Annotated in this window: 24 protein-coding genes; 16 read left to right on the top strand and 8 right to left on the bottom strand. The window is 67.6% G+C overall.

Annotated elements, in window-relative coordinates:
• Positions 1-8: 8 nt before the first annotated feature.
• Positions 9-1169: an acyl-CoA dehydrogenase family protein gene (locus UB43_RS28280; protein WP_045217937.1), complete on the bottom strand. Its 1161-nt coding sequence runs from the start codon at positions 1167-1169 to the stop codon at positions 9-11.
• Between the two features lie 49 nt (positions 1170-1218).
• Positions 1219-2046 (bottom strand): MaoC family dehydratase N-terminal domain-containing protein, encoded by an 828-nt coding sequence (locus tag UB43_RS28285; protein ID WP_045217938.1) that lies wholly within the window; start codon positions 2044-2046, stop codon positions 1219-1221.
• A gap of 135 nt (positions 2047-2181) precedes the next feature.
• Between UB43_RS28285 and UB43_RS28290 the strand changes: the two genes are divergently transcribed.
• Complete coding sequence (locus UB43_RS28290) at positions 2182-3096, top strand: LysR substrate-binding domain-containing protein (RefSeq protein WP_045217939.1); 915 nt, start codon at positions 2182-2184, stop codon at positions 3094-3096.
• A gap of 28 nt (positions 3097-3124) precedes the next feature.
• Here the strand turns inward: UB43_RS28290 and UB43_RS28295 are convergent, their stop codons facing one another.
• A complete protein-coding gene (locus UB43_RS28295; protein ID WP_045217940.1) occupies positions 3125-4036 on the bottom strand; it encodes a LysR family transcriptional regulator in 912 nt (303 codons plus the stop codon).
• A 110-nt stretch (positions 4037-4146) separates the two neighbouring features.
• Between UB43_RS28295 and UB43_RS28300 the strand changes: the two genes are divergently transcribed.
• The 7 genes from UB43_RS28300 (at position 4147) to map (ending at position 10535) form a co-directional block, all read left to right on the top strand.
• Entirely contained in the window at positions 4147-4620 is a 474-nt protein-coding gene (locus tag UB43_RS28300) for a MaoC/PaaZ C-terminal domain-containing protein (RefSeq protein WP_045217941.1), read from the top strand.
• Entirely contained in the window at positions 4617-5765 is a 1149-nt protein-coding gene (locus UB43_RS28305; protein ID WP_371318998.1) for an acyl-CoA dehydrogenase family protein, read from the top strand. The genes UB43_RS28300 and UB43_RS28305 overlap by 4 nt, the downstream gene beginning before the upstream one ends.
• Positions 5766-5773: 8 nt before the next feature.
• Entirely contained in the window at positions 5774-6772 is a 999-nt protein-coding gene (locus UB43_RS28310; protein ID WP_045217943.1) for an acyl-CoA dehydrogenase, read from the top strand.
• Positions 6773-6832: 60 nt separating this feature from the next.
• Entirely contained in the window at positions 6833-8155 is a 1323-nt protein-coding gene (locus UB43_RS28315; RefSeq protein ID WP_045217944.1) for an MFS transporter, read from the top strand.
• A gap of 26 nt (positions 8156-8181) precedes the next feature.
• Positions 8182-9462 carry a CaiB/BaiF CoA-transferase family protein gene (locus UB43_RS28320; RefSeq protein ID WP_045217945.1) on the top strand — a complete coding sequence of 427 codons (1281 nt, stop codon included), beginning with the start codon at positions 8182-8184 and terminating at the stop codon, positions 9460-9462.
• A gap of 96 nt (positions 9463-9558) precedes the next feature.
• Positions 9559-9768, top strand: coding sequence for a ParD-like family protein (locus UB43_RS28325; protein ID WP_045217946.1), 210 nt, complete (start codon positions 9559-9561; stop codon positions 9766-9768).
• Positions 9765-10535 (top strand): type I methionyl aminopeptidase, encoded by a 771-nt coding sequence (gene map / locus UB43_RS28330; protein ID WP_045217947.1) that lies wholly within the window; start codon positions 9765-9767, stop codon positions 10533-10535. Before UB43_RS28325 ends, map begins: the two co-directional genes overlap by 4 nt.
• Positions 10536-10543: 8 nt before the next feature.
• Here the strand turns inward: map and UB43_RS28335 are convergent, their stop codons facing one another.
• The gene (locus UB43_RS28335; protein ID WP_045217948.1) at positions 10544-11377 is read right to left on the bottom strand and encodes an oxidoreductase; all 834 of its coding nucleotides are present in this window, start codon (positions 11375-11377) and stop codon (positions 10544-10546) included.
• A gap of 104 nt (positions 11378-11481) precedes the next feature.
• On the opposite strand from UB43_RS28335, the gene UB43_RS28340 reads away from it, so the two are divergent.
• The 6 genes from UB43_RS28340 (at position 11482) to UB43_RS28365 (ending at position 18428) form a co-directional block, all read left to right on the top strand.
• Positions 11482-12435 carry an AraC family transcriptional regulator N-terminal domain-containing protein gene (locus UB43_RS28340; RefSeq protein WP_371318999.1) on the top strand — a complete coding sequence of 318 codons (954 nt, stop codon included), beginning with the start codon at positions 11482-11484 and terminating at the stop codon, positions 12433-12435.
• Positions 12436-12617: 182 nt separating this feature from the next.
• A complete protein-coding gene (locus UB43_RS28345) occupies positions 12618-13364 on the top strand; it encodes a helix-turn-helix transcriptional regulator (protein ID WP_045217950.1) in 747 nt (248 codons plus the stop codon).
• 101 nt (positions 13365-13465) lie between these two features.
• Positions 13466-14953 (top strand): efflux transporter outer membrane subunit, encoded by a 1488-nt coding sequence (locus UB43_RS28350; protein ID WP_045217951.1) that lies wholly within the window; start codon positions 13466-13468, stop codon positions 14951-14953.
• Positions 14950-16110, top strand: a complete 1161-nt coding sequence (locus UB43_RS28355) for an HlyD family secretion protein (protein WP_045217952.1) — start codon at positions 14950-14952, stop codon at positions 16108-16110. The genes UB43_RS28350 and UB43_RS28355 overlap by 4 nt, the downstream gene beginning before the upstream one ends.
• Positions 16100-17635, top strand: coding sequence for an MDR family MFS transporter (locus UB43_RS28360; RefSeq protein ID WP_045217953.1), 1536 nt, complete (start codon positions 16100-16102; stop codon positions 17633-17635). Before UB43_RS28355 ends, UB43_RS28360 begins: the two co-directional genes overlap by 11 nt.
• A 10-nt stretch (positions 17636-17645) precedes the next feature.
• Complete coding sequence (locus UB43_RS28365; protein WP_045217954.1) at positions 17646-18428, top strand: class I SAM-dependent methyltransferase; 783 nt, start codon at positions 17646-17648, stop codon at positions 18426-18428.
• Positions 18429-18452: 24 nt separating this feature from the next.
• On the opposite strand, the gene UB43_RS28370 is transcribed toward UB43_RS28365, so the two are convergent.
• From UB43_RS28370 to UB43_RS30170, 3 genes are read right to left on the bottom strand one after another with little or no spacing between them, the layout of a single operon-like run.
• Entirely contained in the window at positions 18453-18857 is a 405-nt protein-coding gene (locus UB43_RS28370) for a hypothetical protein (RefSeq protein WP_045217955.1), read from the bottom strand.
• Between the two features lie 30 nt (positions 18858-18887).
• Positions 18888-20063 (bottom strand): EAL domain-containing protein, encoded by a 1176-nt coding sequence (locus UB43_RS28375; protein ID WP_256205379.1) that lies wholly within the window; start codon positions 20061-20063, stop codon positions 18888-18890.
• Between the two features lie 33 nt (positions 20064-20096).
• Positions 20097-20444 carry a CSS-motif domain-containing protein gene (locus tag UB43_RS30170; RefSeq protein ID WP_256205380.1) on the bottom strand — a complete coding sequence of 116 codons (348 nt, stop codon included), beginning with the start codon at positions 20442-20444 and terminating at the stop codon, positions 20097-20099.
• A 154-nt stretch (positions 20445-20598) separates the two neighbouring features.
• Between UB43_RS30170 and UB43_RS28940 the strand changes: the two genes are divergently transcribed.
• Together UB43_RS28940 and UB43_RS28385 are read left to right on the top strand one after the other, a co-directional pair.
• Positions 20599-22335 (top strand): response regulator, encoded by a 1737-nt coding sequence (locus UB43_RS28940; protein ID WP_052969632.1) that lies wholly within the window; start codon positions 20599-20601, stop codon positions 22333-22335.
• A 199-nt stretch (positions 22336-22534) separates the two neighbouring features.
• A complete protein-coding gene (locus UB43_RS28385; RefSeq protein ID WP_045217956.1) occupies positions 22535-23896 on the top strand; it encodes an MFS transporter in 1362 nt (453 codons plus the stop codon).
• A gap of 336 nt (positions 23897-24232) precedes the next feature.
• On the opposite strand, the gene UB43_RS28395 is transcribed toward UB43_RS28385, so the two are convergent.
• Positions 24233-25273: an ABC transporter substrate-binding protein gene (locus UB43_RS28395; RefSeq protein WP_045217958.1), complete on the bottom strand. Its 1041-nt coding sequence runs from the start codon at positions 25271-25273 to the stop codon at positions 24233-24235.
• Positions 25274-25284: the final 11 nt, after the last annotated feature.

Consider the following 25284-nt stretch of genomic DNA (forward strand, 5'->3'; position numbering starts at 1 on the left):
CCGGTTCGTCAGAAGGAGCGCGGCAGTTCGAGCAGGTGCTCGGCCACGTAGGACAGGATCAGGTTGGTGGAGATCGGCGCCACCTGGTACAGGCGGGTTTCGCGGAACTTGCGCTCGACGTCGTACTCGTTGGCGAAGCCGAAACCGCCGTGGGTCTGCAGGCAGGCGTTGGCCGCTTCCCAGCTGGCCTTGGCCGCCAGGTACTTGGCCATGTTGGCGGCGGCGCCGGCGTTCTTGCCGCTGTCGTATTCCTGGCAAGCGCGCCAGCGCATCAGGTCGGCGGCCTCGATCTCGATATGGGCCTCGGCGATGGGGAACTGCACGCCCTGGTTCTGCCCGATCGGGCGGCCGAACACCACGCGGTCACGGGCGTACTGCGCGGACTTCTCGGTGAACCAGCGGCCATCGCCGATGCACTCGGCGGCGATCAGGGTGCGCTCGGCATTGAGGCCGTCGAGGATGTACTTGAAGCCCTTGCCCTCTTCGCCGATCAGGTTGCCAGCGGGGATTTCCAGGTTGTCGAAGAACAGCTCGTTGGTCTCGTGGTTGACCATGTTGGCGATCGGCTGCACGGTCAGGCCGTTGCCGATGGCCTCGCGCAGGTCGACGAGGAAGATCGACATGCCTTCGGACTTCTTCTTCACCTCGGCCAGCGGCGTGGTGCGAGCCAGCAGGATCATCAGGTCGGAGTGCTGGATGCGCGAGATCCACACCTTCTGGCCGTTGATCACGTACTTGTCGCCCTGGCGCACGGCGGTGGTCTTGATCTTGGTGGTGTCGGTGCCGGTGGTGGGTTCGGTGACGCCCATGGACTGCAGGCGCAGCTCGCCGCTGGCGAGCCTGGGCAGGTAGTAGGCCTTCTGCTCGGCGCTGCCGTTCCGCAGCAGGGTGAACATGTTGTACATCTGCCCATGGATGGTGCCGGAGTTGCCGCCGCAGCGGTTCACCTCCTCCAGGATCACCGAGGCCTCGGCCAGGCCCAGGCCCGAGCCGCCGTACTCTTCCGGGATCATCGCGGACAGCCAGCCGGCTTCGGTCATGGCGCGGACGAAGTCCTCGGGGAAGCCTTTCTCTTCATCGATCCGGCGCCAGTACTCGGCGGGGAACTCCGCACACAGGGCGCGTACGCCTTCACGGATGGCCTGGAGTTCTTCGGGGGTGGAAGTCATCGAATCACCTTTGCTCTTTTCTTGTTGGGAGGGCACCGCCGGGGTGCGATCAGTCGAATTCCACTTCGCCGCGCTGGGCGATGCCGGCACCGTTGCCAGCCCAGACTTCGGCCTTGCCGGGGCCATTCAGGCGGCCGCCGACGGTGAAAGGTTCGGGGCTGATCAGCGGGCGCAAGCCACGGTAGGCGTAGCGGCGCAGGCGTGCTTCGGGGTTGGCGCGGCAGAACGCGCGCAGGTTCAGGGTGCCGATCAGCGGGCCGTGCACCACCAGGCCGGGGTAGCCCTCGGCTTCGGTGACGTAGGGCCAGTCGTAGTGGATGCGGTGGCCGTTGAAGGTCAGCGCGGAATAGCGGAACAGCAGGATCGGTGTCGGCTCGACGGCCTCGCTCCAGTCGCCGGCCGGCAGCGCGTCGCCGCTGGAGAGCCGGGGCGGCGTCGGTTCGCGGTAGACGATGTCCTGTTCCTCGCTGAAGGCCAGGCGGCCGTCCTGGTGGAATTCATGGCGCAGGGTGACGAACAGCAGCGAGCCGGTGCGGCCGTGCTTTTCCTCGACGTTGAGGAGGGTCGTGGTGCGCTTCGCCATCCCGCCGACACGCAGCGGCTCATGGAACTCCAGGCGGCCGCCGGCCCACATGCGGTTGCGCCCGTCGGCCGGCGGCAGGAAGCCACCGCGCGCCGGATGGCCATCAGCGCCCAGGCCGGGCTCGACCACCTCGTCCTGGAAGAACATCCAGTGCCACAGCGGCGGCAGCGCCTCGCCTGCGGCCGGTACGTCTTCCGCGAGGGTCACGGCCAGACGGCGGACCAGCACGGCACTCAATTCTTCCTCGCGTTCCTGGGAACGGCCGATCCAGTCGGCGTACGGCGAATCGCTCATGGGTGACCTCTTGGCAGAGTGGATGAGCCGAGGATGCAACAAGGGCTTGCGTTCGGCGAATCCACATTTTCATAATCCAGCGTTAAGCAGAAACGAACGCCACTCCTATCCCCAAGCCTAGCGGGAACCCGTTGCATGCATTTCGACCTCGCCGACCTGCGTCTCTTCATCCATATCGCCGAAGCCCCCAGCCTCACCCAGGGCGCCCGCCGCGCCCATCTTTCCGCCGCTGCCGCCAGCGCGCGGATCAAGGCACTGGAGGGGCAGCTCGACTGCCGGCTGTTGTACCGGGACAACCGCGGGGTCGAGCTGACCCCCGCCGGCGAGCGCCTGCTGCAGCACGCACGGCTGATCCTGCGCCAGGTGGATCACCTGAAGAGCGACTTCAGCGGCCAGGCCGGCGACCAGGTCGGGCATATCCGCATCTTCGCCAACACCACCGCGTGCACCGAGTTTCTCCCCGAAGTACTGGCGGACTTCCTCGCCGAACGCCCCGGCGTCAGTGTCGACCTGCAGGAACGGCTGAACCGCGACATCGTCCGCGCCATCCTCGATGGCTCGGCGGACCTGGGCATAGTCGCCGGCCCGGTGCGTGCCGAGGGCCTGCAGATCGTCCACTTCAGCACCGACCGGCTGGTGCTGGCCGTGGCCCCCGACCACCCGCTGTGCGCCCTGCCCCGCCTGACCCTGGCCGATACCCTGGATTACCCGCACATCGGCCTGCACGAAGGCAGCACCCTGCAGAGCTTCCTGCGCGAGCGGGTGGACCGCATGGGTGGCGAGCTCAACCTGCGCATCCAGGTGGCCAGCTTCGAGGCGATCTGCCGGATGGTCGAGGCCGGGGTCGGCATCGGCGTCATCCCGGAAACGGCCGCCGTGCGCCACAGCCGCACCATGAACCTGCGGATACTGTCGCTGGACGAGCCCTGGGTCGTCCGCGAACGCAGCGTGCTGCTGCGCGACCGCGAGGCCCTGCCCGCCTGCGCCCGCGCGCTGGTCGACCTGTTGCGCGAAATGCCGGAGGCGGAGTCGCCCCAGCCATCCCCTTGAGTCGATCGGATCGCTGCGGGAAATAGCGTCAACCGCGCGGCTGCCCTTCCGTCGCCAGCAACTCCAGCGCCACATCGCGGAATTGCCGCACCACGCGGCTTTCGTTGTCCGGGTTGTACACCAGGGCGAGCGCGACGGTGCGCTCCTGGCGAGGTGTTTCCAGCTCCAGGAAGCGCACCGGCGCCGATGAATTGCGCGCATGAAGCGCCGGTACCAGGGCCACGCCCAGCCCGCAGGCGACCAGGCTGATGGCGGCCTGCACCTGGGTCGTGGAATGCACCAGTTTCGGCACGAAACCGGCCGCCTGGCAAAGCTGCAACAGCACGTAGTGCAGGCCTTCGGTGTGCGGATAGTCGATCAGAGGCTGATCGGCGACCTCGGCCAGGTGCACGGCGGTGCGCCCGCTCGACGCCAGCGGGCTGTCCTGCGGCACGACCAGCATCATCGGCTCCCACACCAGCGGAATCAGCTTGAGCGGAGTCGACTGCGGCAGCGGGAAGCGCACCAGGCCGATGTCGGCGCGGCCGTTCTCCACCAGTTCCAGCACGCCGCTGGAAGGCAGCTCGCGCAGCTCCAGCGTGATGCCCGGATAGCGCCGGCGAAACTCGGGGATCAGCCGCGGAATCAGCGACAGCGTCGCCGACCCGACCGAGCCCAGCGTCAGCTGCCCGCGCTCGCCCGCCCCTGCCTCCAGCGCGTAGCGCCGCGCCTGCTGCAGGTGCAGCAGAGCCTTGCGCAGCTCCGGCAGCACCGCCTCGCCCGCCTCGGTGAGAGTCACCTGCCGCGTGGTGCGCTCGAAGAGCGGCAGGCCGATGTCCTCCTCCAGCTTGCGGATCGACACCGACAGCGGCGGCTGGGACATGTGCAGGCGCTCGGCGGCCTCGCGGAAGTTCAGGGTTTCCGCCAGGGCGAGGAATTGATGAATCTGGCGCAGCTCCATACTGATACTCCCAATGTATCAATCGTTCTCCAAATAATATTGGATGAGTACGAACGCTGACCATAGCCTGACCCCACTCGACGACAACAATCCCAACAGGAGAGTGGTGCATGGCACGCAATGAAATCGCCCTCGGGCAAGGCTATTACTGGCAGGACATCGAAGCCGGCCAGCGCTTCCGCACCTTTCGCCGGACCGTCACCGAGGCCGACCTGATCGGTTTCATCGGCGTCACCGGGCAGACCGAGGTGATCTTCATCGACAGCACCTTCAACGGCGCGATCCAGGGCCGCCCGGTGCCTGCCGCGCTGAGCTACAGCCTGATCGAAGGCATCCTCATGCAGACCATGCTGCAAGGCACCGGCCTGGCCCTGCTGGAACTGCACAAGAGCGTGCGCGGCCCCGTGCTGGTGGGCGACACCCTGGAAGCCGTGGTGGAGATCGACGAAGTCCGCCCGACCTCCAGGCACAACCGCGCCGTGGTCACCTCCCGCGTCTTCGTACTCAACCAGCGCGAAGAGACGGTGATGGAGTACCAGGTCAAGCGCCTGCTCGCCGGCCGCCCCGAGCGGAGCGCCGGCTGATGCTCGAAGCTCTCGACTTTCGCGCACTGCCGGCCCGGCACGAGGCCTTGCGCGAGGAGCTGCGCCGCTTCCTCGCCGAGCGCCTGGGGGACTATCCCATCGATCTTCGGGCGCGCAGCTGGCAAGGCTTCGACGCCGGCTTCAGCCGCTCCCTGGCCGAGCGCGGCTGGGTCGGCCTGACCCTGCCGCGCGAGTACGGCGGCGCCGGCCTCGACCCGCTGGCGCGCTTCGTGGTGGTGGAGGAACTGCTCTGCGCCGGTGCGCCGGTGGCGGCCCACTGGATTGCCGACCGCCAGAGCGGCCCGTTGCTGCTGCGCTTTGGCAGCGAGCAGCAGAAGCGCCTGCACCTGCCGGCGATCTGCCGTGGCGAGCAGTTCTTCTGCATCGGCATGAGCGAGCCGAACTCCGGCTCGGACCTGGCCAGCGTGCGCACCCGCGCCGAGCCCAATGCTGGAGGCTGGCTGCTCAACGGGCAGAAGATCTGGACCACCTACGCCCAGCACAGCCACTACATGATCGCCCTGGTGCGTACCTCCGGCAGCGCCCAGGACCGCCATCGCGGGCTGTCGCAGGTGCTGGTCGACCTGTCGCTGCCGGGCGTGAGCATCCGCCCGATCCGCGACCTCACTGGCGCCGAGCACTTCTGCGAGGTGTTCTTCGACAACGTGCAACTGCCGGCCGACGCGCTGGTCGGCGAGGAAGGCGACGGCTGGAAGCAGGTTACCGCCGAGCTCGCCTTCGAGCGCAGCGGGCCGGAGCGCATCTACTCCAGCATCGCCCTCCTCGACGCCTGGTTGACCTGGCTGCGCGATCAGCCGCAACCGGGGCACGAGCGGCTGCTGGGACAACTGCTGAGCGAGCTGATGGTGCTGCGTGCGCTGTCGGTCAGCCTTGCCGCGCAACTGGCGGATGGCCGCAGCCCGGTGGTCGAAGCCGCCCTGGTGAAAGACCTGGGCACCAGCTTCGAGCAGTCCATCCCGGCCCTGCTCGGCGACCTGCTGGGCGCGGTGCAAGGCGCCGCCGTCCCGCACCTGCTGCAACGCACCCTGGCCTACCTGGAACGCACGGCCCCGGTGTTTTCCCTGCGCGGCGGCACCCGCGAAATCCTGCGCGGCGTGATCGCCCGCGGCCTTGGCCTGCGATAGGAAACCCCATGAGCCTCGATAACCTGATCATCGACGCCTTCAGCCAGTGGCTGGACGGCGAAGTCACCGCCGAGCGCGTACGCGGCATTGACCTGGGCGAACCCGCCAACGGGCTGTGGCGTTCCCTGGCCGAACACGGCTTCGCCGACCTGCTGCTGCCCGAGGAACTCGGCGGCGCGGCAGCCTGCGCGGAAACCGCCTGCCACCTGCTCTTCGCCACCGGTGGCGCGGCACTCCCGCTTCCGCTCGCCAGCACCTGGTGGGTACGCCTGGCGCTGGCCGAGGAAGGCCTTGCGCTTCCCGAGGGCCCCATCGCGCTTGCGAACGCCGAGTCTGTCGGCCACGGCCTGCGCTGCCACTCGGTGCCTTTTGCCGCGCAGGCCGACTGGGTGCTGGCGGCGCTGCCGGAAGGCGCCTGGCTGTTGCCGGTACATGGCGCGCAGCGTCGGGCAGACGGCGTCTACGCCAGCGCCACGGAGGAACTCTTCTGGCCCAGCCTGCCCGAACGCGCGCAACGGCTGTCTTCGGCCAAGGACTGGAGCGCCCTGGGCGCTGGCTACAGCGCGGCGCTGATCGCCGGTGCCGCCGAACGGGTGCTGCAGCTGACCCTGGACTACGCCACTACCCGGCAGCAGTTCGGCAAGCCGGTCGGTGCTTTCCAGGCCATCCAGCAGCAGCTCAGCGTACTCGCCGAGGAAGTCTTCGCCGCGCGCATGGCCGCGCAACTGGCGCTGCGCGGGGCGACCTGGCCCCAAGGTATCCCGGCGGCCGTGGCCAAGGCCCGTTGCGCAAGCGCCGCGGTGCGCATCTGCAGGATTGCCCATGCGGTCCTCGGCGCCATCGGCGTCACCGAGGAATGCGACCTGCAGCTCTACACCCGGCGCCTCTATGCCTGGCGATCCGACTTCGGCAGCGAGGCGTACTGGCAGCCGGTGATCGGCCGTGCCGCCCTGCGCGAGAGCGGCGACAGCCTCGCCTTCCTGCGTCGCCACCTGCCCGCAGCCTGACCCGTGCCGCCCACGGGCGGCACACCGTGCTTCTCATAACAATGACAATGGAGAACACCCATGGCCCACACACTCAGCCCATCGCGGAGTGCCGCAACGCAAGGGAGCGCCACCAGCGCCCGCCCCATCGCCTGGCGCACCATCATTGCCGGCAGCGTCGGCAATACCGTGGAGTGGTTCGACTGGACGGTCTACACCGCCTTCGCGCTTTACTTCAGCCACCAGTTCTTCCCCTCGGACAACGAGACCACCGCCCTGCTCGCCTCCTTCGCGGTGTTCGCCATCGGCTTCGCCATGCGCCCGCTGGGTGGCTGGCTGATCGGCATCTTCAACGACCGCGCCGGGCGCAAGGCGGCGCTCAACCTGACCATCCTGATGATGGCGCTGCCCTCGCTGCTGATCAGCCTGATGCCGACCTACTCCACCATCGGTATCGCCGCCCCCGTGCTGATGGTGCTGGCACGCATGGTCCAGGGGCTGTCGGTCGGCGGTGAGTACGGCGCTGCCGCGACCTTCCTCGCCGAATCGGCGCCGGCCAGCCAGCGCGGGCTGTACTCGGGCTTCTTCTTTGCCAGCATCGCCCTCGGCCTGCTGTTCGCCTCGGGCCTGGCCTGGGTGCTGAGCCAATGGCTGAGCCGCGACCAGCTGATCGACTTCGGCTGGCGCATTCCATTCTTCATCGGCGGCCTGGGCAGTCTCGCCGGCTTCTGCATTCGCCACGGCGTCGAGGAGACCGCGGCCTTCCGCAAGGGCCAGGAACAGCGTCGCGGCCAGCGCATGGAGCAGCCACTGCGCACCCTCTGGCGCGAGCATCCGCAGGCGGTGAAACGCCTGGTCGGCATCAGCCTGCTGGGGGCTTTCGCTTTCTACCTGTTCGTCAGCTACCTGCCGGTGCACGCCATCCGCACCCTCGGCGTGGAGCCAGGCACCGCCTACGCCGCCAGCAGCCTGGCGCTGGTGGTGTTCATGATTTCCCAGCCGCTGTTCGGCTGGCTGTCCGACCGCATCGGCCGCCGCCCGCAGCTGATCGTCTTCGCCCTGGGCTACGCCGCGCTGCTGTATCCGGTGGTCCGTTCGATGAGCGCCTCGTTCACCTCGATCCTCGCCGTCGAGCTGTTCGGTCTGCTGCTCTACGGCCTGTATTCGGCCATCGCCCCGGCGATCAAGTCGGAGCTGTTCAGCACCGACATCCGCGCCCTGGGTATCGGCCTGCCGTACAACCTCGTGGTGGCGATCTTCGGCGGCACCACGCCCTACCTGATGACCTGGCTGCAGAGCCGCGGCCACGAACAGTGGTTCCTGGTCTACGTCTCGGTCATGGCGTTGATCACCCTGGTGGCCTTCGTGCGCATGCCCGAAACCCGCGGCAAAGACCTGCACTGAAGCCCCGCAGCGAACTGGAGAACAGCATGAGCAACACCCAAGCCACCCCGCAGGGCCCGCTCTCGGGCCTGCGCGTCCTCGACCTTTCGCGGGTCCTTGCCGGGCCCTGGGCCACGCAGATCCTCGGCGACCTGGGCGCGGACGTGATCAAGGTGGAGCGCCCCAGCCGGCGGGACGACACCCGCACCTGGGGCCCGCCCTTCCTGGAAGACAGCAGCCCCACCTGGGATGCCGCCTACTATTTCTGCGCCAACCGCAACAAGCGCGCCATCGCCGTGGACTTCGGCCACCCCGACGGCGCCGACCTGCTGCGCCGTCTGGCCGCCTCCGCGGACGTGCTGGTGGAGAACTACAAGGTCGGCACCCTGGCGCGCTATGGCCTGGATTACGCCGCGCTCAAGGCACTCAACCCGAAGCTGATCTACTGCTCGGTCACCGGTTTCGGCCAGACCGGCCCCTACGCCGGGCGCGGCGGCTACGACTTCCTGGTGCAAGGCATGAGCGGTCTGATGAGCATCACCGGGCGCCGCGACGACGAGCCCGGCGCCGGGCCGCTGAAGGTCGGCCTGCCGGTCAGCGACCTGTTCTGCGGGCTGTACGCGACCATTTCGATTCTCGCCGCGCTGAACCATCGGCACACCAGCGGCGAAGGTCAGCACATCGACTGCGCGTTGCTCGACAGCCAGCTATCGCTGATGGCCAACCAGGCGATGAATCACCTGGTCAGCGGGCAGGTCCCGCAGCGACTGGGCAATGCCCACCCCAACGTGGTGCCCTACCGTGACTTCGCCTGCAGCGATGACTACATCCTCGTGGCGTGCGGCTCCGACGGGCAGTTCCGGGCGTTGTGCCATCTGCTCGGCCGCGATGACCTCGGCAGCGACCCGCGTTTCACACGCAACCCCGGACGCAGCGAGCACCGCCGGGAACTGGAAGTGGAGCTGGCGAAAAGCATCGCCGGCTGGCGCGCCGCCGACCTGCTGGCGGCCATGGAAAAGGCCGGTGTGCCCGGCGGGCCGATCAACAACCTGCAGCAGGCCCTCGCCGATCCGCAGGTGCAGGCCCGCGGCCTGTTGCAGACCCTGACCCGGCAGGACGGGACCCCGGTCACCCTGCTCGGCTACCCGGCGCGCTTCTCCGCCTCGCCGCCGACCTACCGCCTGGCGCCGCCGATGTTCGCCCAGGACACCGCGCAGGTACTGGCCGAGCAGCTGGGGCTGGCCACCGAGCAACTGGCGGAGCTGGCTGGCGATGGCGCGATCGCCCTGGCCCAGCCGCTGGCGGAGCCTGTCTCGAAGGCCGGCTGAGCCGCCGGTTTTGCATTCCCTCGCCTCGATCAATATGATGCATATATGTTTTGTTATGCTTCATAGCGAATTACCTCCGAGAGAGGCGGGAGAATCATGGGCATCATCAACCTGGACGACGACCTGCACGACCAACTGCGCCGCGCCAGCTCCGTGGCCTGCCGGTCGATCAACGCCCAGGCGGCGTTCTGGATCAAGATCGGCATGCTCTGCGAGCTGGAGCCGACCCTGAGCTTCAACGAGATCGTCACCCGCGAACTGCAGGAAGCCGGGGTCAAGTACGCCGCCGCGGGAGGCGCCAAGTGACCAAGACTCCGGCGGAACTGGCGCTGATGGCCGAATCGGGCCGGCTGCTGGCGAAGGTCTTCGGCTTCGTCGATGGCCTGCCGCTGGAAGGCATGACGACCCTGGAAGTGAATGACCGGGTCGAGCGCTACATCGTCGATGAGCTGCAGGCGCGGCCGGCCAGCAAGGGCCAGTATGGCTTCGCCTACGTGCTCAATTCCTCGCGCAACCAGGTGGTCTGCCATGGCGTTCCCTCCGCGGCGGACCGCCTGCAGGACGGCGACATCGTCAACTTCGACATCACCCTGGAGAAGAACGGCTTCATCGCCGATTCGAGCAAGACCTACCTGATCGGCAAGGTCTCGCCAGCCGCAAGGCGCCTGGTGGAAATCACCTACGAAGCCATGTGGAAAGGCATCCGCGCGGTGAAGCCCGGCGCCCGCCTGGGCGACGTCGGCCACGCCATCGAGCGGCACGCCCGCCAGCACGGCTACAGCGTGGTCGAGGAGTACTGCGGCCACGGCATCGGCCGCGAGATGCACGAGGCGCCCCAGGTGCTGCACTTCGGCCGCCCGCGCACCGGGCAGGTGCTCAGGGAAGGCATGACCTTCACCATCGAGCCGATGCTCAACCAGGGGCATTCCGGGGTGAAAACCCTGGCGGACGAATGGACCGTGGTCACCCTCGACGGCAAGCTCTCCGCGCAGTTCGAGCACACCGTCGCGGTGACTGCCACCGGCTACGAAGTCCTCACGCTGCGCCCCGAAGAACGCAACGCCGGGTACTGATGCGCCGCTCAGCCGTCGGTGGAGCGCGTGAGCGCTTCCCAGTGGCTGATCTCGTCCTGCAGGGCTGACAATTTCTGCCGCACCAGACCCAGGGCGTCGCTGCCCAGCAACAGATGCCGTGGCGGTACCGGCGCCTCGATGGCCGCCAGCATCGCCTGTGCGGCTTTCGCCGGGTCGCCCAGCTGCTTGCCGCTCTTTTCCTGCCGCGCCTGGCGCACCGGGTCGAACAGTGCGTCGTAATCGGCGATGCAACGCGGGCTGCGCACCATGGAGCGCCCCGCCCAATCGGTGCGGAAGGACCCCGGCGCCACGGCGGTCACCGCGATGCCCAAACCCTCGACCTCCTTGCCCAGTGCGTCGCTGATGCCCTCCAGGGCGAACTTGCTGCCGCAGTAGTAGGCGATGCCCGGCATGGTGATGTAGCCGCCCATGGATGTGATGTTGAGGATGTGCCCGCGCCGGCGCCGGCGCATGTGCGGCAGCACGGCCTGGATCATCGCCACGGCGCCGAAGACGTTCACCTCGAACTGCCGGCGCATCGCCTCCAGCGGCGACTCCTCGAGGATGCCTTCGTGGCCGTAGCCGGCGCTGTTCACCAGCACCTCCAGCGGGCCGACGCTGGCCTCGATCTCCGCGACCAGGCCCGGCATGGCGTCGACATCGGTCACGTCCAGCAGGCGGCCGAAGGCCTGCCCGGGCGCCAGTGCTTCCAGTTCGGCGCGGGCCTGCTCGGTGCGCACCGTGCCGACCACGCGATGTCCGGCAGCGAGTGCCTCGCGGGCCAATGCGCGGCCGAAGCCACTGCTGGCGCCGGTGATCAGCAGATTCTTGAGAGGTGACATGGGGTGACTCCGTTGCTGGGAAATTGAGTGCACAATACTCAGCATCATCGCCATCCCGCAGACCTCAAACTCTGACTTTATTGCCTGATTCTATGAGAACGGAAATCCAAGCCAGCCTCCCCGATCAGGCGCGCATGGCCGACCTGCTCGCCGCACTGGCTCCCCAGGAAGGCTACAACCTCACCGCGCTGCCGAGCGTGCGGCTGCTCCGCTCGAACCGACCGCTGGCGCGCACCCCGGTGCTCTACGACCCCGGCATCGTGATCGTCTGCCAGGGCTGCAAGCGCGGCTATTTCGGCGATGAAACCTACCTCTACGACGAGCAGCACTACCTGGCCGTCGCGGTGCCCGTGCCCTTTACCATGGAAACCGACGCCACGCCGGAGCGCCCGCTCCTGGCCATCTACCTGCACCTGGACTTCCAGCTCGCTGCCGAGCTGATGTTGCAGATCGACCAGCAAAGCCTTCAGCTGGGCCGACCGCCCGCCGAGGACGCTCCGCGCAGCCTCTTCTCCAGCCCGATGGACCCGGCGCTGACGCAGTCCGTGCTGCGCCTGCTCGAAACGCTGGGCGATCCGCTGGCGGCGACGATCCTCGCGCCGGCCCTGCTGCGCGAGCTGTACTTCCGCGTGCTGACCGGCGCGCAGGGCAATGCCATGCGCGCAGCGCTGGCCATGCGTGGCCGCTTCGGCAACATCGCCAGGGCCCTGCAACGCATCCACACGAGCTACGCGCAGCCCATCGACCTGCCGCAACTGGCGAGCGAGGCCGGCATGAGCGTTCCGTCCTTCCACAGCCACTTCAAGGCCATTACCCGCACCTCGCCCATGCAGTACCTCAAGTGCACACGGCTGCACCAGGCGCGGCTGCTGATCGTGCGCCAGGGCATGACCGCGCAGGCGGCAAGCCTGGCCGTCGGCTACGCCAGCGCCTCGCAGTTCAACCGCGAGTTCAAGCGCCTGTTCGGCCGCACGCCCCTGGCGGAGGCACAGCGAATGCGGGAGAACTTCGCGATTCCACCGGCGCAGGAAGCCTCGGCTTACGTTTCTTCTCACTGAAGCGGGCAGCCTTCCGGAAATTCTAGCAATCACTCATCTTTCGATCATTTATTGCTGAAAACACCCGATAACAGCCATGACTCGCTTAAAATCAGCCAAGTATTTCACCTAGAATGCAGACTCCCCCAGGAGCCCCGCATGAAACCGCTCGACATTCCCACCCGCCGCGCAGGCCACGCCCCATGACCTGCGCCCTCTCCCTCGAAGCGCTGGCCTATGACCACCAGGATGGCGAGGAAATCCTGCCGCACTGCCACACCCAGGCGCAGCTGATCCACTCGATCTCCGGCGTGATGCTGGTGGGCGCTGCGCAAAAGAGCTGGGTGGTGCCGGCCGGGCACGCGCTATGGGTGCCGCCGGGTACCGAGCACCAGATCCGCATGTTCGGCAGTGTCCGCATGCGCACCCTGTTCATGCCTGCTTCCACCTGGCCCTGGGGCGGCCAGCGCTGCCAGCTGATCGCGGTAACGCCGTTGCTGCGCGAGCTGCTGGTTGCCGCCAGTGCGGTGCAGGCCGGCGACGGAAACGAGCACCGCCGCCGCTGCCTGCACGAACTGCTGCTGGTGGAGATGGACGCTGCGCAAACGGTCGCCATTCACCTTGCCATGCCACGGGACCCGCGCCTGCTGCGGCTGTGCAACGCGGTGATCGCCGCACCGGCGGACGAAACCGGCATGGAGGACTGGGCGCAGCAACTGAACATGAGCAGCCGCACCCTCGCCCGCCTGTTCCAGCGCGAACTGGGGATGAACTTCGGCGACTGGCGCACCCGCGTGCGCATGGTCCTCAGCCTGCAGCGCCTGATCGCCGGCGCCTCGGTGCTGGAAGTGGCGCTGGAGCACGGTTACCAGAGTCCGAGCGCCTTCTCGCAGACCTTCAAGCGCATCCTCGGGCAGTCGCCCAGCCACTACCAGGCGGTCCGCCGCTGAGCAGCCTGTCATTTTCGCGAGGCTGGTTGTCGGCCGTGCGAGAGAGCCGCGCCGGCTGAGTCCCTAACCTGCGGGAGTCCGAAGCAAAGGGACTCCCCGACATGCCCATACCCTCCCCCAACCCGCGACATTCGCTGCTCGCCCTGGCTTGTGCCGGCCTGCTGCTCGGCGGCTGTTCGGCGGTCAGCGAACATCAGGCGCCTGCTATCCACCCGCCCGCTGGCGGCGACTGGCAGGCGCTCGCCAGCGGTACCGCTGCGCAGGAGCCGCCCACCGATTGGTGGCGGCTGTATCAGGACCCGCAACTCGACCAGTTGGTCGTCCAGGCCCTGCAGCATAACCAGGACCTGCAAGCGTCCCTCGCCCACGTCGACGAGCTGCTGGCCCTGCTCGGCCAGGCGCGGGCACAACGCTGGCCCAGCACCACGGCGAGCTGGCAGACCTTCTACGGCCGCACCAGCGACGACCAGACCGAAGCCAAGGCCACCGGCAACCGCGCCGGCGCGCAGTGGAACCAGGTGCCGGGGTTCGCGCTGGACTACCAGCTCGACCTCTGGGGCCAGGTGCGCCAGTCGATCCAGGCCGCCCAGGCCAACGCGGAGGCCGCCCAGGCCGCCCACGACCAGTTGCGCGTCAACGTCGCGGCCGACACGGCCCGCGCTTTTGCCAATGCCTGCGCCTACGCCGCGCGGGCGGCCATTCAGCAGCACTCGGTCGCGACCGTGGAGCACAGCCTTGACCTCACGGTCCGCCAGCGCCGGGCCGGGCTGGCTACCGATCTGGAAGTGGATCGCGTGCGCAGCCTGCTGGAGGAGACCCGTGCACTGCTGCCGCGCCTGGAGGCCGAACACCAGGCCGCGCTGGAAGAACTCGGCGTGCTCACCGGCAGCGAACCGGAGCAACTGCCGGCGGCCGTCAGCGACTGCCAGAGCGTGCCTCAACTGAGCCAGGCACTGCCGGTTGGCGATGGCTGGGCGCTGCTGCAACGCCGCCCGGACATCCGCGCCGCCGAACGCGCGCTGGCAGCCGCCGGGCATGAAGTGGGCGTGCGCCAGGCGGACTTCTACCCGAGCGTGTCCTTCGGCGCATCGATCAGTTCCTCCGCCGAGCGCCTGCATGACCTCGGCGACCACGAGGCGATTACCTATGCCGTCGGGCCACTGATCAGCTGGAGCTTTCCCAACCTGCTCGTCACCCATGCCCGCCTCGAAGGCGCCCAGGCCCACGAACGCCAGCAGCTTGCCCGCTTCCAACAGCAGGCGCTGGTGGCGCTCAAGGAAGTTCGTCAGAGCCTGGCCCGCTACAGCGGCGAGACCGGCCACCGCGAAGCCCTGGCCGGCGCGCTCGACAGCAGCCGCAACGCCTACCGCCTGGCGCAGGTGAACTACCAGGCCGGCGCGCTGGACTTCCTCGACGTACTCGACAGCGAACGCGCCATGGTCCGCCTCGAAGCGGACAAGACCGAGGCCGACCGGCAACTGGTCGAGCGCCAGATCGAACTCTTCCGCGCCCTTGGCGGCGGCTGGCAGGACTCGCCGGCCGGCGTACCTGCCAGGCGCATCCTCTCTTCTACGGAACCCGCACGATGAACATTGCCGTCGATGACCCGCAAGCCAACGCCGCCGAACAGGCCGCACAGTTCAACCGCAAGCGCCGCCAACGCCGCCTGACGTGGCTGGGCGCTGGCCTCCTCGCCGCCGTCGCGCTGGGCTATGGCTTCTACTGGGCTGGCATCGGCCGCTACCTGGAGGAAACCGACGACGCCTATGTGCGCGCCGACTGGATCACCATCAGCCCGAAAGTCTCCGGCTACGTCGCCGAGGTACTGGTGGAGGACAACCAGCACGTCACCGCCGGCACCCCATTGGTACGCATCCAGGCGCGCGACTACCAGGCCCGCGTGCAACAGGCGCTGGCGCGACAGGCCGAGGCCCGCGCCGCCATCGCCGCGCAGCAGGCCGCACTGGTGACGCTGGATACACAGTTGAAGGAGCAGAAGGCGCTGATCGACCAGGCCGACGCCGATATCGACAGCGCTCGTGCCGAACGCCAGCGCGCGCAGCTGGACTTCCAGCGCTACCGCGACCTGGTGGCGCAGAAGGCCGCGAGCGACCAGCGCCTGGAGAGCGTGACCGCCGACTTTGCCCGCGCGCGTTCGGCCTTCAGCGGTGCCCAGGCCGCGGCCAGCCGGCAACGCACCCGCCTGAGCGTGCTCCAGGCCAGCCGCGAACAGGCCGTCGCCCAGTTGCAACAGCAGCAGGCTCGGGCCGCCGGGGCGGACGCCAGCCTGGCCCTGGCGGAAAGCCGACTGGAAGACACGCTGGTCCGCGCGCCCATCGCCGGCGTGGTCGGCCAGCGCCGCGTGCGCCAGCGTCAGTACGTGACGCCCGGTTTGCCGCTGCTGGCCCTGGTGCCGGTGGAACAGTCCTACGTGGAGGCCAACTACAAGGAGACCCAGCTGCGCCGGATGCGCCCCGGCCAGCCGGTGGAGGTGCGCGTGGACAGCTTTCCCCAGGCAGTGCTGCACGGCCGCGTCGAGAGTTTCTCACCCGGTTCCGGCGCCCTCTTCGCCCTGCTGCCGCCGGACAACGCCACCGGCAACTTCACCAAGATCGTCCAGCGATTCCCGGTGAAGATCGCCCTCGACCCCGGCGCCCGCCAGCAGGTGCCGATCCTGCCCGGCATGTCGGTGATCGCCGAAGTGGATACGCGCCAGCACAGCGAGGCCCAGCGGCATGACCAGTGACGCGGAAAAGACTTCGCTGAAGGCCTGGGTCGCGGTCATCGGCGGTTTGTTCGGTTGTTTCATGGCGGGCATGAACGTCCACGTCACCAGTGCCGCCCTGCCGGAAATCCAGGGCTCGCTGAGCGCCAGCTTCGAGGAAGGCTCGTGGATTTCCACGGCCTACCTGGTCGCCGAGATCGTGATGATCCCCCTGACCGCCTGGCTGGTGGAGGTGTTCTCCCTGCGCCGGGTGATGCTGGTCGGCTCGGCGATCTTCCTGGCCGCCTCGGTGGCCTGCTCGTTCTCGCCCAACCTCGCCACCCTGATCGCCATCCGTGTCATCCAGGGCGCGGCCGGCGCCGTGCTGATCCCGCTGTCGTTCCAGCTGATCATCACCGAGCTTCCTGCCTCGCGAGTGGCCATGGGCATGGCCCTGTTCAGCCTGTCCAACAGCGTCGCCCAGGCTGCCGGGCCCTCCATCGGCGGCTGGCTCACCGACGCCTACAGCTGGCGCTGGATCTTCTACCTGCAGCTGATCCCCGGTGTGTTGCTGCTCGCCGCCGTGGCCTGGGCGATCGAGCCGAAAGCGATGCAACTGCAGAAGCTGCGCAATGGCGACTGGCTGGGCATCGCCAGCATGATCGTCGGCCTGGGGGCGATCCAGATCGTGCTGGAGGAAGGCGGTCGCAAGGACTGGTTCGGCTCCGACTTCATCGTCTGGATGCTGGTCATCGGCGTGATCGCACTGCTGCTGTTCATCTGCACGCAGCTGTTCGGTCGACGCTCGTTCATCAACCTGCGCCTGCTGGCGGGCTACAACTTCGGCGTGGCCAGCGCGGCGATGTTCATCTTCGGCGCGGCGACCTTCGGGCTGGTGTTCCTGGTGCCCAACTACCTGTCCCAGTTGCATGGCTATAACGCCCGCGAAATCGGCGTCAGCCTGATCGCCTACGGCCTCGTGCAGTTGCTCCTGGCACCGCTGATGCCGCGCCTGATGCGCTGGCTGAACCCCAAGCTGATGGTCGCCAGCGGCTTCGCCATCATGGCCCTGGGCTGTTATCTGGGTGCGCACCTGGACGCCGACAGCGCGGCCAACGTGATCATTCCTTCGACGGTGGTGCGTGGCATCGGCCAGCCTTTCATCATGGTGGCGCTGTCGGTGCTGGCGGTCTCCGGGCTGTCCAGGCAGGAAGCCGGCTCGGCCTCGGCGCTGTTCTCCATGCTGCGCAACCTGGGGGGCGCGGTCGGCACGGCGGCACTGACGCAGATCGTCTCGCAGCGCGAGCGCTTCCATTCCGAACGTATCGGCGAGCAGGTGACGCTCTTCTCGCCCGCCTTGCAGGAGCGCCTGCAAGGTGATCCCGGCAGCGCCTTCACCCTCAACGAATGGCTGCCGGCACAGGCCGAAACCCTTGCCCGCCTGGGCGCGCACATACGCCACGAGGCATTCATCATGGCCTATGGTGATGCGTTCTACCTGTCCTTTATCGCCCTGCTGGCCTGCGCGGTGGCCGCGCTGGCCTTGCGCGGCAACAAGAGTTCCTAGAGGAGTCTTCATGCCCATCGATATCTTCAAGCACAATCAGGACGCCTGGGACCGCCAGGCCCGCCAGCAGGGGCCATGGAGCCAGCCGGTCGGGCCGGAGGTCACGGCGGCTGCCCGGCGAGGTGACTGGCAGGTGCATCTCACGCCTTCTCCACTGCCTCCGGCCTGGCTGGGCGATGTCAGCGGCCAGCGCATACTCTGCCTCGCCTCCGGCGGTGGCCAGCAGGCCCCGGTGCTGGCGGCCGCCGGGGCGCTGGTAACGGTGCTGGACGCCAGCGCGGAACAACTGGCGCGGGACCGTGAGGTCGCCGCCCGCGATGGCCTGCAGCTGGAGACGCTATTGGGCGATATGCGCGACCTGTCGGCCTTCGCCGACGGCTGGTTCGACTGCATCTTCCACCCGATTTCCAACCTCTATGTGCCAGATATCCGACCCATCTGGCACGAGTGCTTCCGCACCCTGCGCAGCGGCGGGCGGTTGCTCAGCAGTTTCTACAACCCGGTGGTGTTCATCGGCGAGCGCGACCCGGCGCTGGCCGAGCAAGGGCTGATCCGCCCGCGCTTCAAGCTGCCCTACTCCGACTTGCGCGACCTGCCGGCCGAAACGCTGAGCGCCAGGCAGGAGCGCGGCGAGGCCCTGGTATTCGGCCACAGCCTGGCCGAGCAGATCGGCGGCCAGTTGGAAGCCGGCTTCCTCCTCAGAGGCTTCATCGAGGATGAGCAGCCAAACCCCCGCTTCGTGGTGGACCGCTTCCTGCCCACCTTCCTGGCGACCTGGGCCGAGAAGCCCTGAACCGCCCGGAAGGCGGCCCCGGTGTCACTCGATGGCGAAGCGGATGCTGTAGTTCACCGTTTCGCCGCGCCGGGCGCTGGCGCGCATCTGGTAGACCTGCACGCTGTAGGACCCCGAGGCCGGCAGCGCGCCGTTCCAGTCCTGACCGACGGCGCCGCTGCCCAGTGCCGTCGACTCTCCCGGCTTGGCGCCCGGTGCGAAGAGGTTGAAGTTGGCATTGCTGCTGCCGCTGACGCCGACTTTCATGTGTTGCCCGGCCTTTGCCGACAGGGTGTACAGGACCGTGTCATAGCCCTTGAAACTGCCTTTGATGGTGGTGCTGCTCGCGCCCTGGGCGAAGTGCACCGGGACCGTGGTGACGGTATCGGCCGCCAGCACGATTGCGGGGGTGGCACTGAGCAGGCAGAACAGCAGCAGGGAGGTTTTCATGGTGATCATCCTGTTGTCAGGGTTTGGAAGTCATGAAGCCGCCAGCCAGGCCTGGCCGGCGACGTAAGCGAGGAATTCGTTCAGCGGCATCGCCCTGCCGAACAGCCAACCCTGGCCGTACTGCACGCCGCGCTGGCGCAGGTACTGCAGTTGTTCGTCGGTCTCGATGCCTTCGGCCACCATCAGCAGGTCCAGCTGGCGGGCCATGGCGATAGTGTGGTCGGTCACCGGGCAAGGCGCACCGGCCGACAGCGACTGGACGAAGGAGCGGTCGATCTTCAGCAGGTCCAGCGGCAGGCGGCGCAGGTACTGCAGGCTGGAATAGCCGGTGCCGAAGTCATCCAGGGCGATCGGATGGCCCGCCTCACGGCTTTGCGCCAGTGTCCGGTGCGCCGCGTCGATACTCAACAGGCTGCTTTCGGTCACCTCCAGCCAGATGCAGCCGGCCGCGATGCACGCCTGCTGCCGTGCTTCGGCCAGGTGCGGCAGGAAGTTCCCGCTCGCCACGTCGAGCGCCGAGAGGTTGATCGACACGTGCTGCAACGCCCCCGAGGCGAGGCTGTTCCCCAGCTCGCGGCAGACCATGGAGATCACCTGCGCGGTGATCGCTTCGACCACTCCACTGGATTCGGCCAGGGGCAGAAAACTGTCGGGCATGGCCACCGAGCCGTCCGCGCGGCGCCAGCGCACCAGCGCTTCGGCGCCAATGCAGCGGCCGTCGCGCAGATCGAGGATGGGCTGGTAGAAGGCGGTGAATTCGCCGCTCGCCACCGCCCGCGTCAGCACTGCCAGCGGCGACAGGTAGGCCCGCACGCGGCGTGCGACCACCCAGCACCACAGGCCGGAAAGCAGCAGGCCCAGCGGCGTGAGCATGAGCAGTTCGCGCCACAGGTCGCGGACCAGCTCCTCGCGGCTGACGGCAGCCACCGTCTGCCAGTTGCCGTGGTTGACCCGCGTATAGAGGTAGCCGTCCCGCAGTGCGGTGTGCGGCTCGCTGTGGATGCGCGAGAGGACCTGGGCGAAGCCGGCGGCCGGCGTGCCCAGCCAGTGCCCAGCCGGCGTGCCCAGCGCCAGGCTGACGCCGGGCGCGAGGGAGGTTTCGAGGAAGTGCTCGGGGTCGATCAGCAGGTTGAACGCCGCATCGCGCAGCGCCAGCATGGGTTTGGCCGACGCCACGAAGGGCTGCACGTTGATCGACACGCCCATGCCTTCGCGGGTGCGGAAGTCTTCCGGCCAGCGCTACGCCGGGCGGCCGACCAGGCCCCAGGAACTGCAGGCGAACACTTCTTCCTCGACGTAGCCCACCGCCTTCACCGCCAACGTGTCGATGGCCAGCAGGCGCATCTGCTCGATGCCTCCAGCCGAACAGGGCGGCAACGGCGATCGGTTCAACTCGCGCAGCATCGCGGCGGCCTGGGCGAAGGTGTCGTCCGCCCGTTGGGAAGCAAGCCTGGCCAGCGTCTCCAGCCGTTCGGCGGTGTGCTGCACGACCAGGCTCCAGGCCAGGTAGCCGGTGCCGGCCAGTACCAGAGCGACACCCAGCAGGCTGGCGATGGCGCCAGTCCTGACGATGCGAGCGCGACTCATGATGGTCACCTGAGGGAAAGTGATGGGGCTTGATGGGCATTCTTTGCCGGCTATCGCGAAGTGACGATGCGAAAGCCAGTCACGCCTTGTAGGAAAATGATTACACGCGTGCGGTAGCCATGCCCTAGAGTGAAGGGCAAACCTGGGGGATGACATGGCGCGGATACTGATCGCGGACGAACACCCGATGACCCGCTACGCGTTGCGCACGCTGCTGCAGGCGGAGCGTCACAGCGTGGTCGGCGAAGCCTGCAACGGCCTGGAGGCGCTGAGCCTGGCCACACGCCTGGCGCCGGACCTGCTGATCATCGACATCGACCTGTCGCAGCTCACCGGCCTGGACGTCATCTCGCGCCTGCGCAGCCGGGGCAGGACGCTGCCCATCCTGGGCTACAGCACCCAGGATTCGGAACACTATGTTGGCCGCTTCCTGCAGGTGGGCGCCTCGGGCTTCGTCAGCAAGCACCAGGACGTCGACCGGCTCAAGGAGGCCCTGGCAGTGGTCCTGCGCGGACACAGCTACTTCCCCGCCGACATGCTTGGCAGCGTGCACCGCGGCAGCCTGCACGAGAACGATGCCGAGCGCGTGGCCTCGCTGTCCAACCGCGAACTGAGCGTGCTCAGCCTGCTCGCCAGCGGCTACAGCAACCAGGAGATCGCCCACGAGCTGACCATCAGCGACAAGTCCGTCAGCACCTACCGGGCGCGCATGCGCAGCAAGCTCAATCTCTCCAGCATGCTGGAGCTGATCGACTTCGCCCGCCGCAACCATCTCGCGGCACCGGCAAGTCATACCCATGACGCGGGCGCCGACACAGGTGAAGCCCCCCTGTGGCGCTCCATGGTGGAAAGCCTGCCGGCCGCTTTCTATGTCCGTGATACCGAGGCGCGCCTGGTGTACGCCAACCCGGCGCACCTCGAGCTGTATCAGACAGAACTGGAAGACGTGCTCGGTACCCGCACCACCGAGGTGGACTGGTACCCGCCCGGCGACGCACGCAACATGCTGCGCTTCCTGCAACGGGCAATCACCGAGGAGCAGTCCTTCAGCAAGGACATCGAGCTCACCGTCCATGGTCAGCGCCGCGTACTGCACCACTGGGGCACGCCCTACCGCGACGGCGACGGCAACCTGCTCGGGATGATCTGCTGCAGCACCGACATCACCGAGCGCTACGACCAGCTCAATGATCTGCGCAGCCGCGCCGAAGCCGGCGAACTGGCGCACCAGCAACTGACCGACCTGTTCACCAGCGCGACGACGCATCTCAACGAGCGTATCGAGGCGCTCGCCGAAACCCTCGCGCAGCCCAACGCCACGAACCGCGACCAGGCCCTGGCGATCCTCGAGGAACTGAAGGTCCACGGTGCCTCGCTCAAGCGTGCGCTCATCGCCCAGGAGGAAGTCCCCCTGCTGCCGACGCGGCTGGACGAGCTCGCCGCCGAGGTGCTCGACGCCCTGCACACACAGGCCGACCCGAAACAGTTGCCGCTGAAACTGGAGGCCGACAGTCGCTCGCGCCAATCCCTGCTGGTCGACGCCAAGTCCCTGCGCGAAGCCCTGCGGCACCTGGGGCTGTACGTGATCGACCTGACCGACGACGGCAGCGTCCAGTTGCGCATCGCCGCCAGCCCGAAGCAGCAGCAGATGGGCGTGCGCATCACCCTCGAGGGGCTGCCGGGCAGCAAACGCCGCGAAATGCGCGCCTATTCCCTTTCCGAACTGACCCGCGACTACCCCGCGCGCAACCCGGCCCGCAACAGCCTGAGCCTGAACATCGCCCAGCACCTGATCAACAGCATCGGCGGCGAGTTGCAGGTTTCCCACCTGCCCGGGCAAGGCTGCTGCGCCACCGTGCATCTGCTGCTGCAACAGGCCAGCACGCGCTGAGCCCCTCAGCAGCGCCGCTCATACGATCGTACAGGCGCCATCGCTGCACTTCTTACCTTGGGTGAATTGTCCGTCCGGGCCTCCCCCTGCACCCTCTCCCTCCCCCTTGCCGGCCGACGAAAACGGGCTCCTGCCGCCCGTTGCCGGCTCCAGAAAGCTGCCTGCCCGGCCACTTATAAATTCAACAAAGGTTGTACCCATGAGCGTGTTTGATGTCATTGAACATTCCCCGGTATCGAAATTTCACCGGAAACTGCTGCTGGCCTGCTGCGGCGGCCCCTTCCTCGACGGCTACATCCTCAGCCTGATCGGCATCGCCCTGATCGGCTTCGGCCAGGACATCGCCGCCACTTCGGTGGAAACCGGGCTGATCGGCGCCGCCTCGCTGCTGGGCATCTTCTTCGGCGCGACGGTGTTCGGCGCCATCACCGACCGCATCGGCCGGGAAACCATGTACGCCCTGGACCTCACCGTGCTGGTGATCGCCTGCGGCCTGTCGGCCTTCGTCACCGAAGCCTGGCAACTGATCGTGCTGCGTTTCGTCATCGGCTTGGCCGTGGGCGCGGACTACCCCATCGCCACCTCGCTGCTGACCGAATTCACTCCGTCCAAACGGCGCGGCTTCATGATCGGCGTGTCGGGCCTGGCGTGGTCCTGCGGCGCCATGACCGCCTTCATCGTCGGCTACCTGATGGTCTCCTGGACCGGTGACCACTCGCTGTGGCGCTGGATGCTGTTCAGCGGCGCGGTGGTCGGCATCATCGTCGTGCTGATCCGCCGGGGTATCCCGGAATCGCCGCGCTGGCTGGCCAGCAAGGGGCGCATCGAGGAAGCGCAGAAGGTCATCAAGCTGGTCTACGACAAGGACGTGGTGATCACCCCGGCGGACGTCGCCGAGCTGAACGACGGCGGCCGTCATCGTTCGTGGAAAAGCGACCTGAAGATGATTTCCTCGGGCGGCTACCTCAAGCGCACCATCATGTGCGGCATGCTCTACTTCGCGCAGATCACCCCGCAGTACGTGCTCTACACCTTCGGCAGCATGATCCTGCTCACCGCCGGCATCAAAGGCGAGAACTCCTCGACCCTGGGCGAGCTGATGATCGCCATCCTCTTCGCCATCGGCGTGATCCCGGCGCTGAAGCTGGTGGAAACCTGGGGTCGCCGGCCCATGGTGGTGGTGCCCTTCGCGCTGATGGCGCTGCCGCTGCTTGCCCTGGGCCTGTGGGCGGACGCGCCGGCCTGGTTCATCGTTGGCGCCTTCGCCTTCTACGCCTTCGTTTCCGGCGGCCCGAGCATCCTGGAGTGGATCTACCCGAACGAGCTGTTCCCCACTTCCGTGCGCGCCACCGCCGTCGGCGTAGCGGTCGGCTTCAGCCGCATCGGCGCGGCCACCGGCACCTACCTGATGCCCATCGGCATCGAGTCCATCGGTTTGCAGGCCACCCTGCTGATCGGTGCGGCCATCACCCTGCTGGCGTTCTTCATCTGCCTGGCCTGGGCGCCGGAAACCAAGGGCCGCTCGCTGCAGCAGTCGGCATCGCTGAGCCTGGCGACCTGATCCGTTATCCCGCGTGACCCCAAAGCCCATCGGCGACCCCGATGGGCTTTTTTGTGGGCGAGCGACCCGCGTTCCGGCAAGAGCGGACCTTGTCCGTGAGCCGTTCCCGACCGTACCGGGCCTGGTTCGCGAGCAAGCTCGCTCCTACAAGAAATGCCAGGCCCATCTGCAGGACCGAGGGGGACGCCTGGTCCTTGCTCGCGAACATCGAAGGCACCGGTCTCCGGTTCGCGCAGGCGAAGCCTGATCGCGGGCGCAGCTCCGGCTCATCCGCCCATAAAAAAGGCCACCCGAAGGTGGCCTGAAAGTGCGGGCGGGACCGCACACTGGGAAGGCTTACTGCTTGGCGGCCCAGGCGTTGAAGCGCTGCTCCAGCTGCTCGCCATGGTCGGCCCAGAAGGCCGCGTTCATCGCCACCTGGCCGGCCAGGTTGGCCTCGTCGGTGGGCATGTTGCTGCGGCGCGCGGCATCCACCAGCGGGACGGCAGCACGGTTCACCGGGCCGTAGGCGATCTGCTGCGCGTAGTTCTTCTGCTGCTCGGTCTGCAGCACATACTGGATGAAGCGCAGACCTTCTTCGGTGTTCTTCGCGCCCTTGGGAATGGCGAAGGCGTCCATGTCGTAGATGCCGCCGTTCCACACCACGCGCAGCTGGCTTTCATCCTGCACGGCGGCGATCCGGCCGTTGTAGGCGGAGCTCATCACCACGTCGCCGGAAGCCAGGTACTGCGGCGGCTGCGCACCGGCTTCCCACCACTGGATGCTCGGCTTGATCTGGTCGAGCTTCTTGAACGCACGGTCCTGGCCTTCCCTGGTCCCGAGCACGGAATAGACATCCTTCGGCGCTACACCGTCGGCCATCAGGGCGAACTCCAGGGTGTACATGGCGCCTTTGCGCAGGCCGCGCTTGCCGGGGAATTTCTGCGTGTCCCAGAAGTCCGCCCAGCCGGTGGGCGCGCTCTTGAGCTTGTCGGCGTTGTAGGCCAGTACCGTGGACCAGACGAAGAAGCCCACGCCGCATGGCTGCACCGCGCCGTCCAGCAGTTCAGGGGCGAGCCTGGCGATGCCCGGCTGTTCGCCGATTTCCTGCAGCAGGCCTTCATCACAGGCGCGCGCCAGTTCCGGCATCTCCATCTCGACGACGTCCCAGGAAACGCTGCCGGTATCCACCTGCACCTTGACCTTGGCCATCTCGCCGTTGAACTCGTCGGCGATCAGCCGGCTGCCGCTCTGCTGCATGTAGGGCTGGTAGAAGGCCTTGACCTGGGCGGCCTTGTTGGCGCCGCCGTGGGAGACCACGGTGAGGTCGGCCAAAGCAGGGAAAGTCGCCGCGCAACCCAGGGCGCAGGCGATGGAGGAACTCAGGATCTTGTTCATTGTTATGGTCT

Source organism: Pseudomonas sp. 21 (assembly GCF_000955805.1).
Classification (GTDB): Bacteria; Pseudomonadota; Gammaproteobacteria; order Pseudomonadales; family Pseudomonadaceae; genus Pseudomonas.

Bases quoted from the DNA above. Each gene is read 5' to 3' on its own strand.
- UB43_RS28300 (WP_045217941.1), top strand. From the start codon at position 4,147: ATGGCACGCAATGAAATCGCCCTCGGGCAAGGCTATTACTGGCAGGAC.
- UB43_RS28940 (WP_052969632.1), top strand. From the start codon at position 20,599: ATGGCGCGGATACTGATCGCGGACGAACACCCGATGACCCGCTACGCG.
- UB43_RS28360 (WP_045217953.1), top strand. From the start codon at position 16,100: ATGACCAGTGACGCGGAAAAGACTTCGCTGAAGGCCTGGGTCGCGGTC.
- UB43_RS28375 (WP_256205379.1), bottom strand. From the start codon at position 20,063: ATGGGCGTGTCGATCAACGTGCAGCCCTTCGTGGCGTCGGCCAAACCC.
- UB43_RS28350 (WP_045217951.1), top strand. From the start codon at position 13,466: ATGCCCATACCCTCCCCCAACCCGCGACATTCGCTGCTCGCCCTGGCT.
- UB43_RS28320 (WP_045217945.1), top strand. From the start codon at position 8,182: ATGAGCAACACCCAAGCCACCCCGCAGGGCCCGCTCTCGGGCCTGCGC.
- UB43_RS28280 (WP_045217937.1), bottom strand. From the start codon at position 1,169: ATGACTTCCACCCCCGAAGAACTCCAGGCCATCCGTGAAGGCGTACGC.
- UB43_RS30170 (WP_256205380.1), bottom strand. From the start codon at position 20,444: ATGAGTCGCGCTCGCATCGTCAGGACTGGCGCCATCGCCAGCCTGCTG.
- UB43_RS28335 (WP_045217948.1), bottom strand. From the start codon at position 11,377: ATGTCACCTCTCAAGAATCTGCTGATCACCGGCGCCAGCAGTGGCTTC.
- UB43_RS28345 (WP_045217950.1), top strand. From the start codon at position 12,618: ATGACCTGCGCCCTCTCCCTCGAAGCGCTGGCCTATGACCACCAGGAT.
- UB43_RS28325 (WP_045217946.1), top strand. From the start codon at position 9,559: ATGGGCATCATCAACCTGGACGACGACCTGCACGACCAACTGCGCCGC.
- UB43_RS28295 (WP_045217940.1), bottom strand. From the start codon at position 4,036: ATGGAGCTGCGCCAGATTCATCAATTCCTCGCCCTGGCGGAAACCCTG.
- UB43_RS28385 (WP_045217956.1), top strand. From the start codon at position 22,535: ATGAGCGTGTTTGATGTCATTGAACATTCCCCGGTATCGAAATTTCAC.
- UB43_RS28395 (WP_045217958.1), bottom strand. From the start codon at position 25,273: ATGAACAAGATCCTGAGTTCCTCCATCGCCTGCGCCCTGGGTTGCGCG.
- UB43_RS28315 (WP_045217944.1), top strand. From the start codon at position 6,833: ATGGCCCACACACTCAGCCCATCGCGGAGTGCCGCAACGCAAGGGAGC.
- UB43_RS28285 (WP_045217938.1), bottom strand. From the start codon at position 2,046: ATGAGCGATTCGCCGTACGCCGACTGGATCGGCCGTTCCCAGGAACGC.
- UB43_RS28365 (WP_045217954.1), top strand. From the start codon at position 17,646: ATGCCCATCGATATCTTCAAGCACAATCAGGACGCCTGGGACCGCCAG.
- UB43_RS28310 (WP_045217943.1), top strand. From the start codon at position 5,774: ATGAGCCTCGATAACCTGATCATCGACGCCTTCAGCCAGTGGCTGGAC.
- UB43_RS28370 (WP_045217955.1), bottom strand. From the start codon at position 18,857: ATGAAAACCTCCCTGCTGCTGTTCTGCCTGCTCAGTGCCACCCCCGCA.
- UB43_RS28355 (WP_045217952.1), top strand. From the start codon at position 14,950: ATGAACATTGCCGTCGATGACCCGCAAGCCAACGCCGCCGAACAGGCC.
- UB43_RS28290 (WP_045217939.1), top strand. From the start codon at position 2,182: ATGCATTTCGACCTCGCCGACCTGCGTCTCTTCATCCATATCGCCGAA.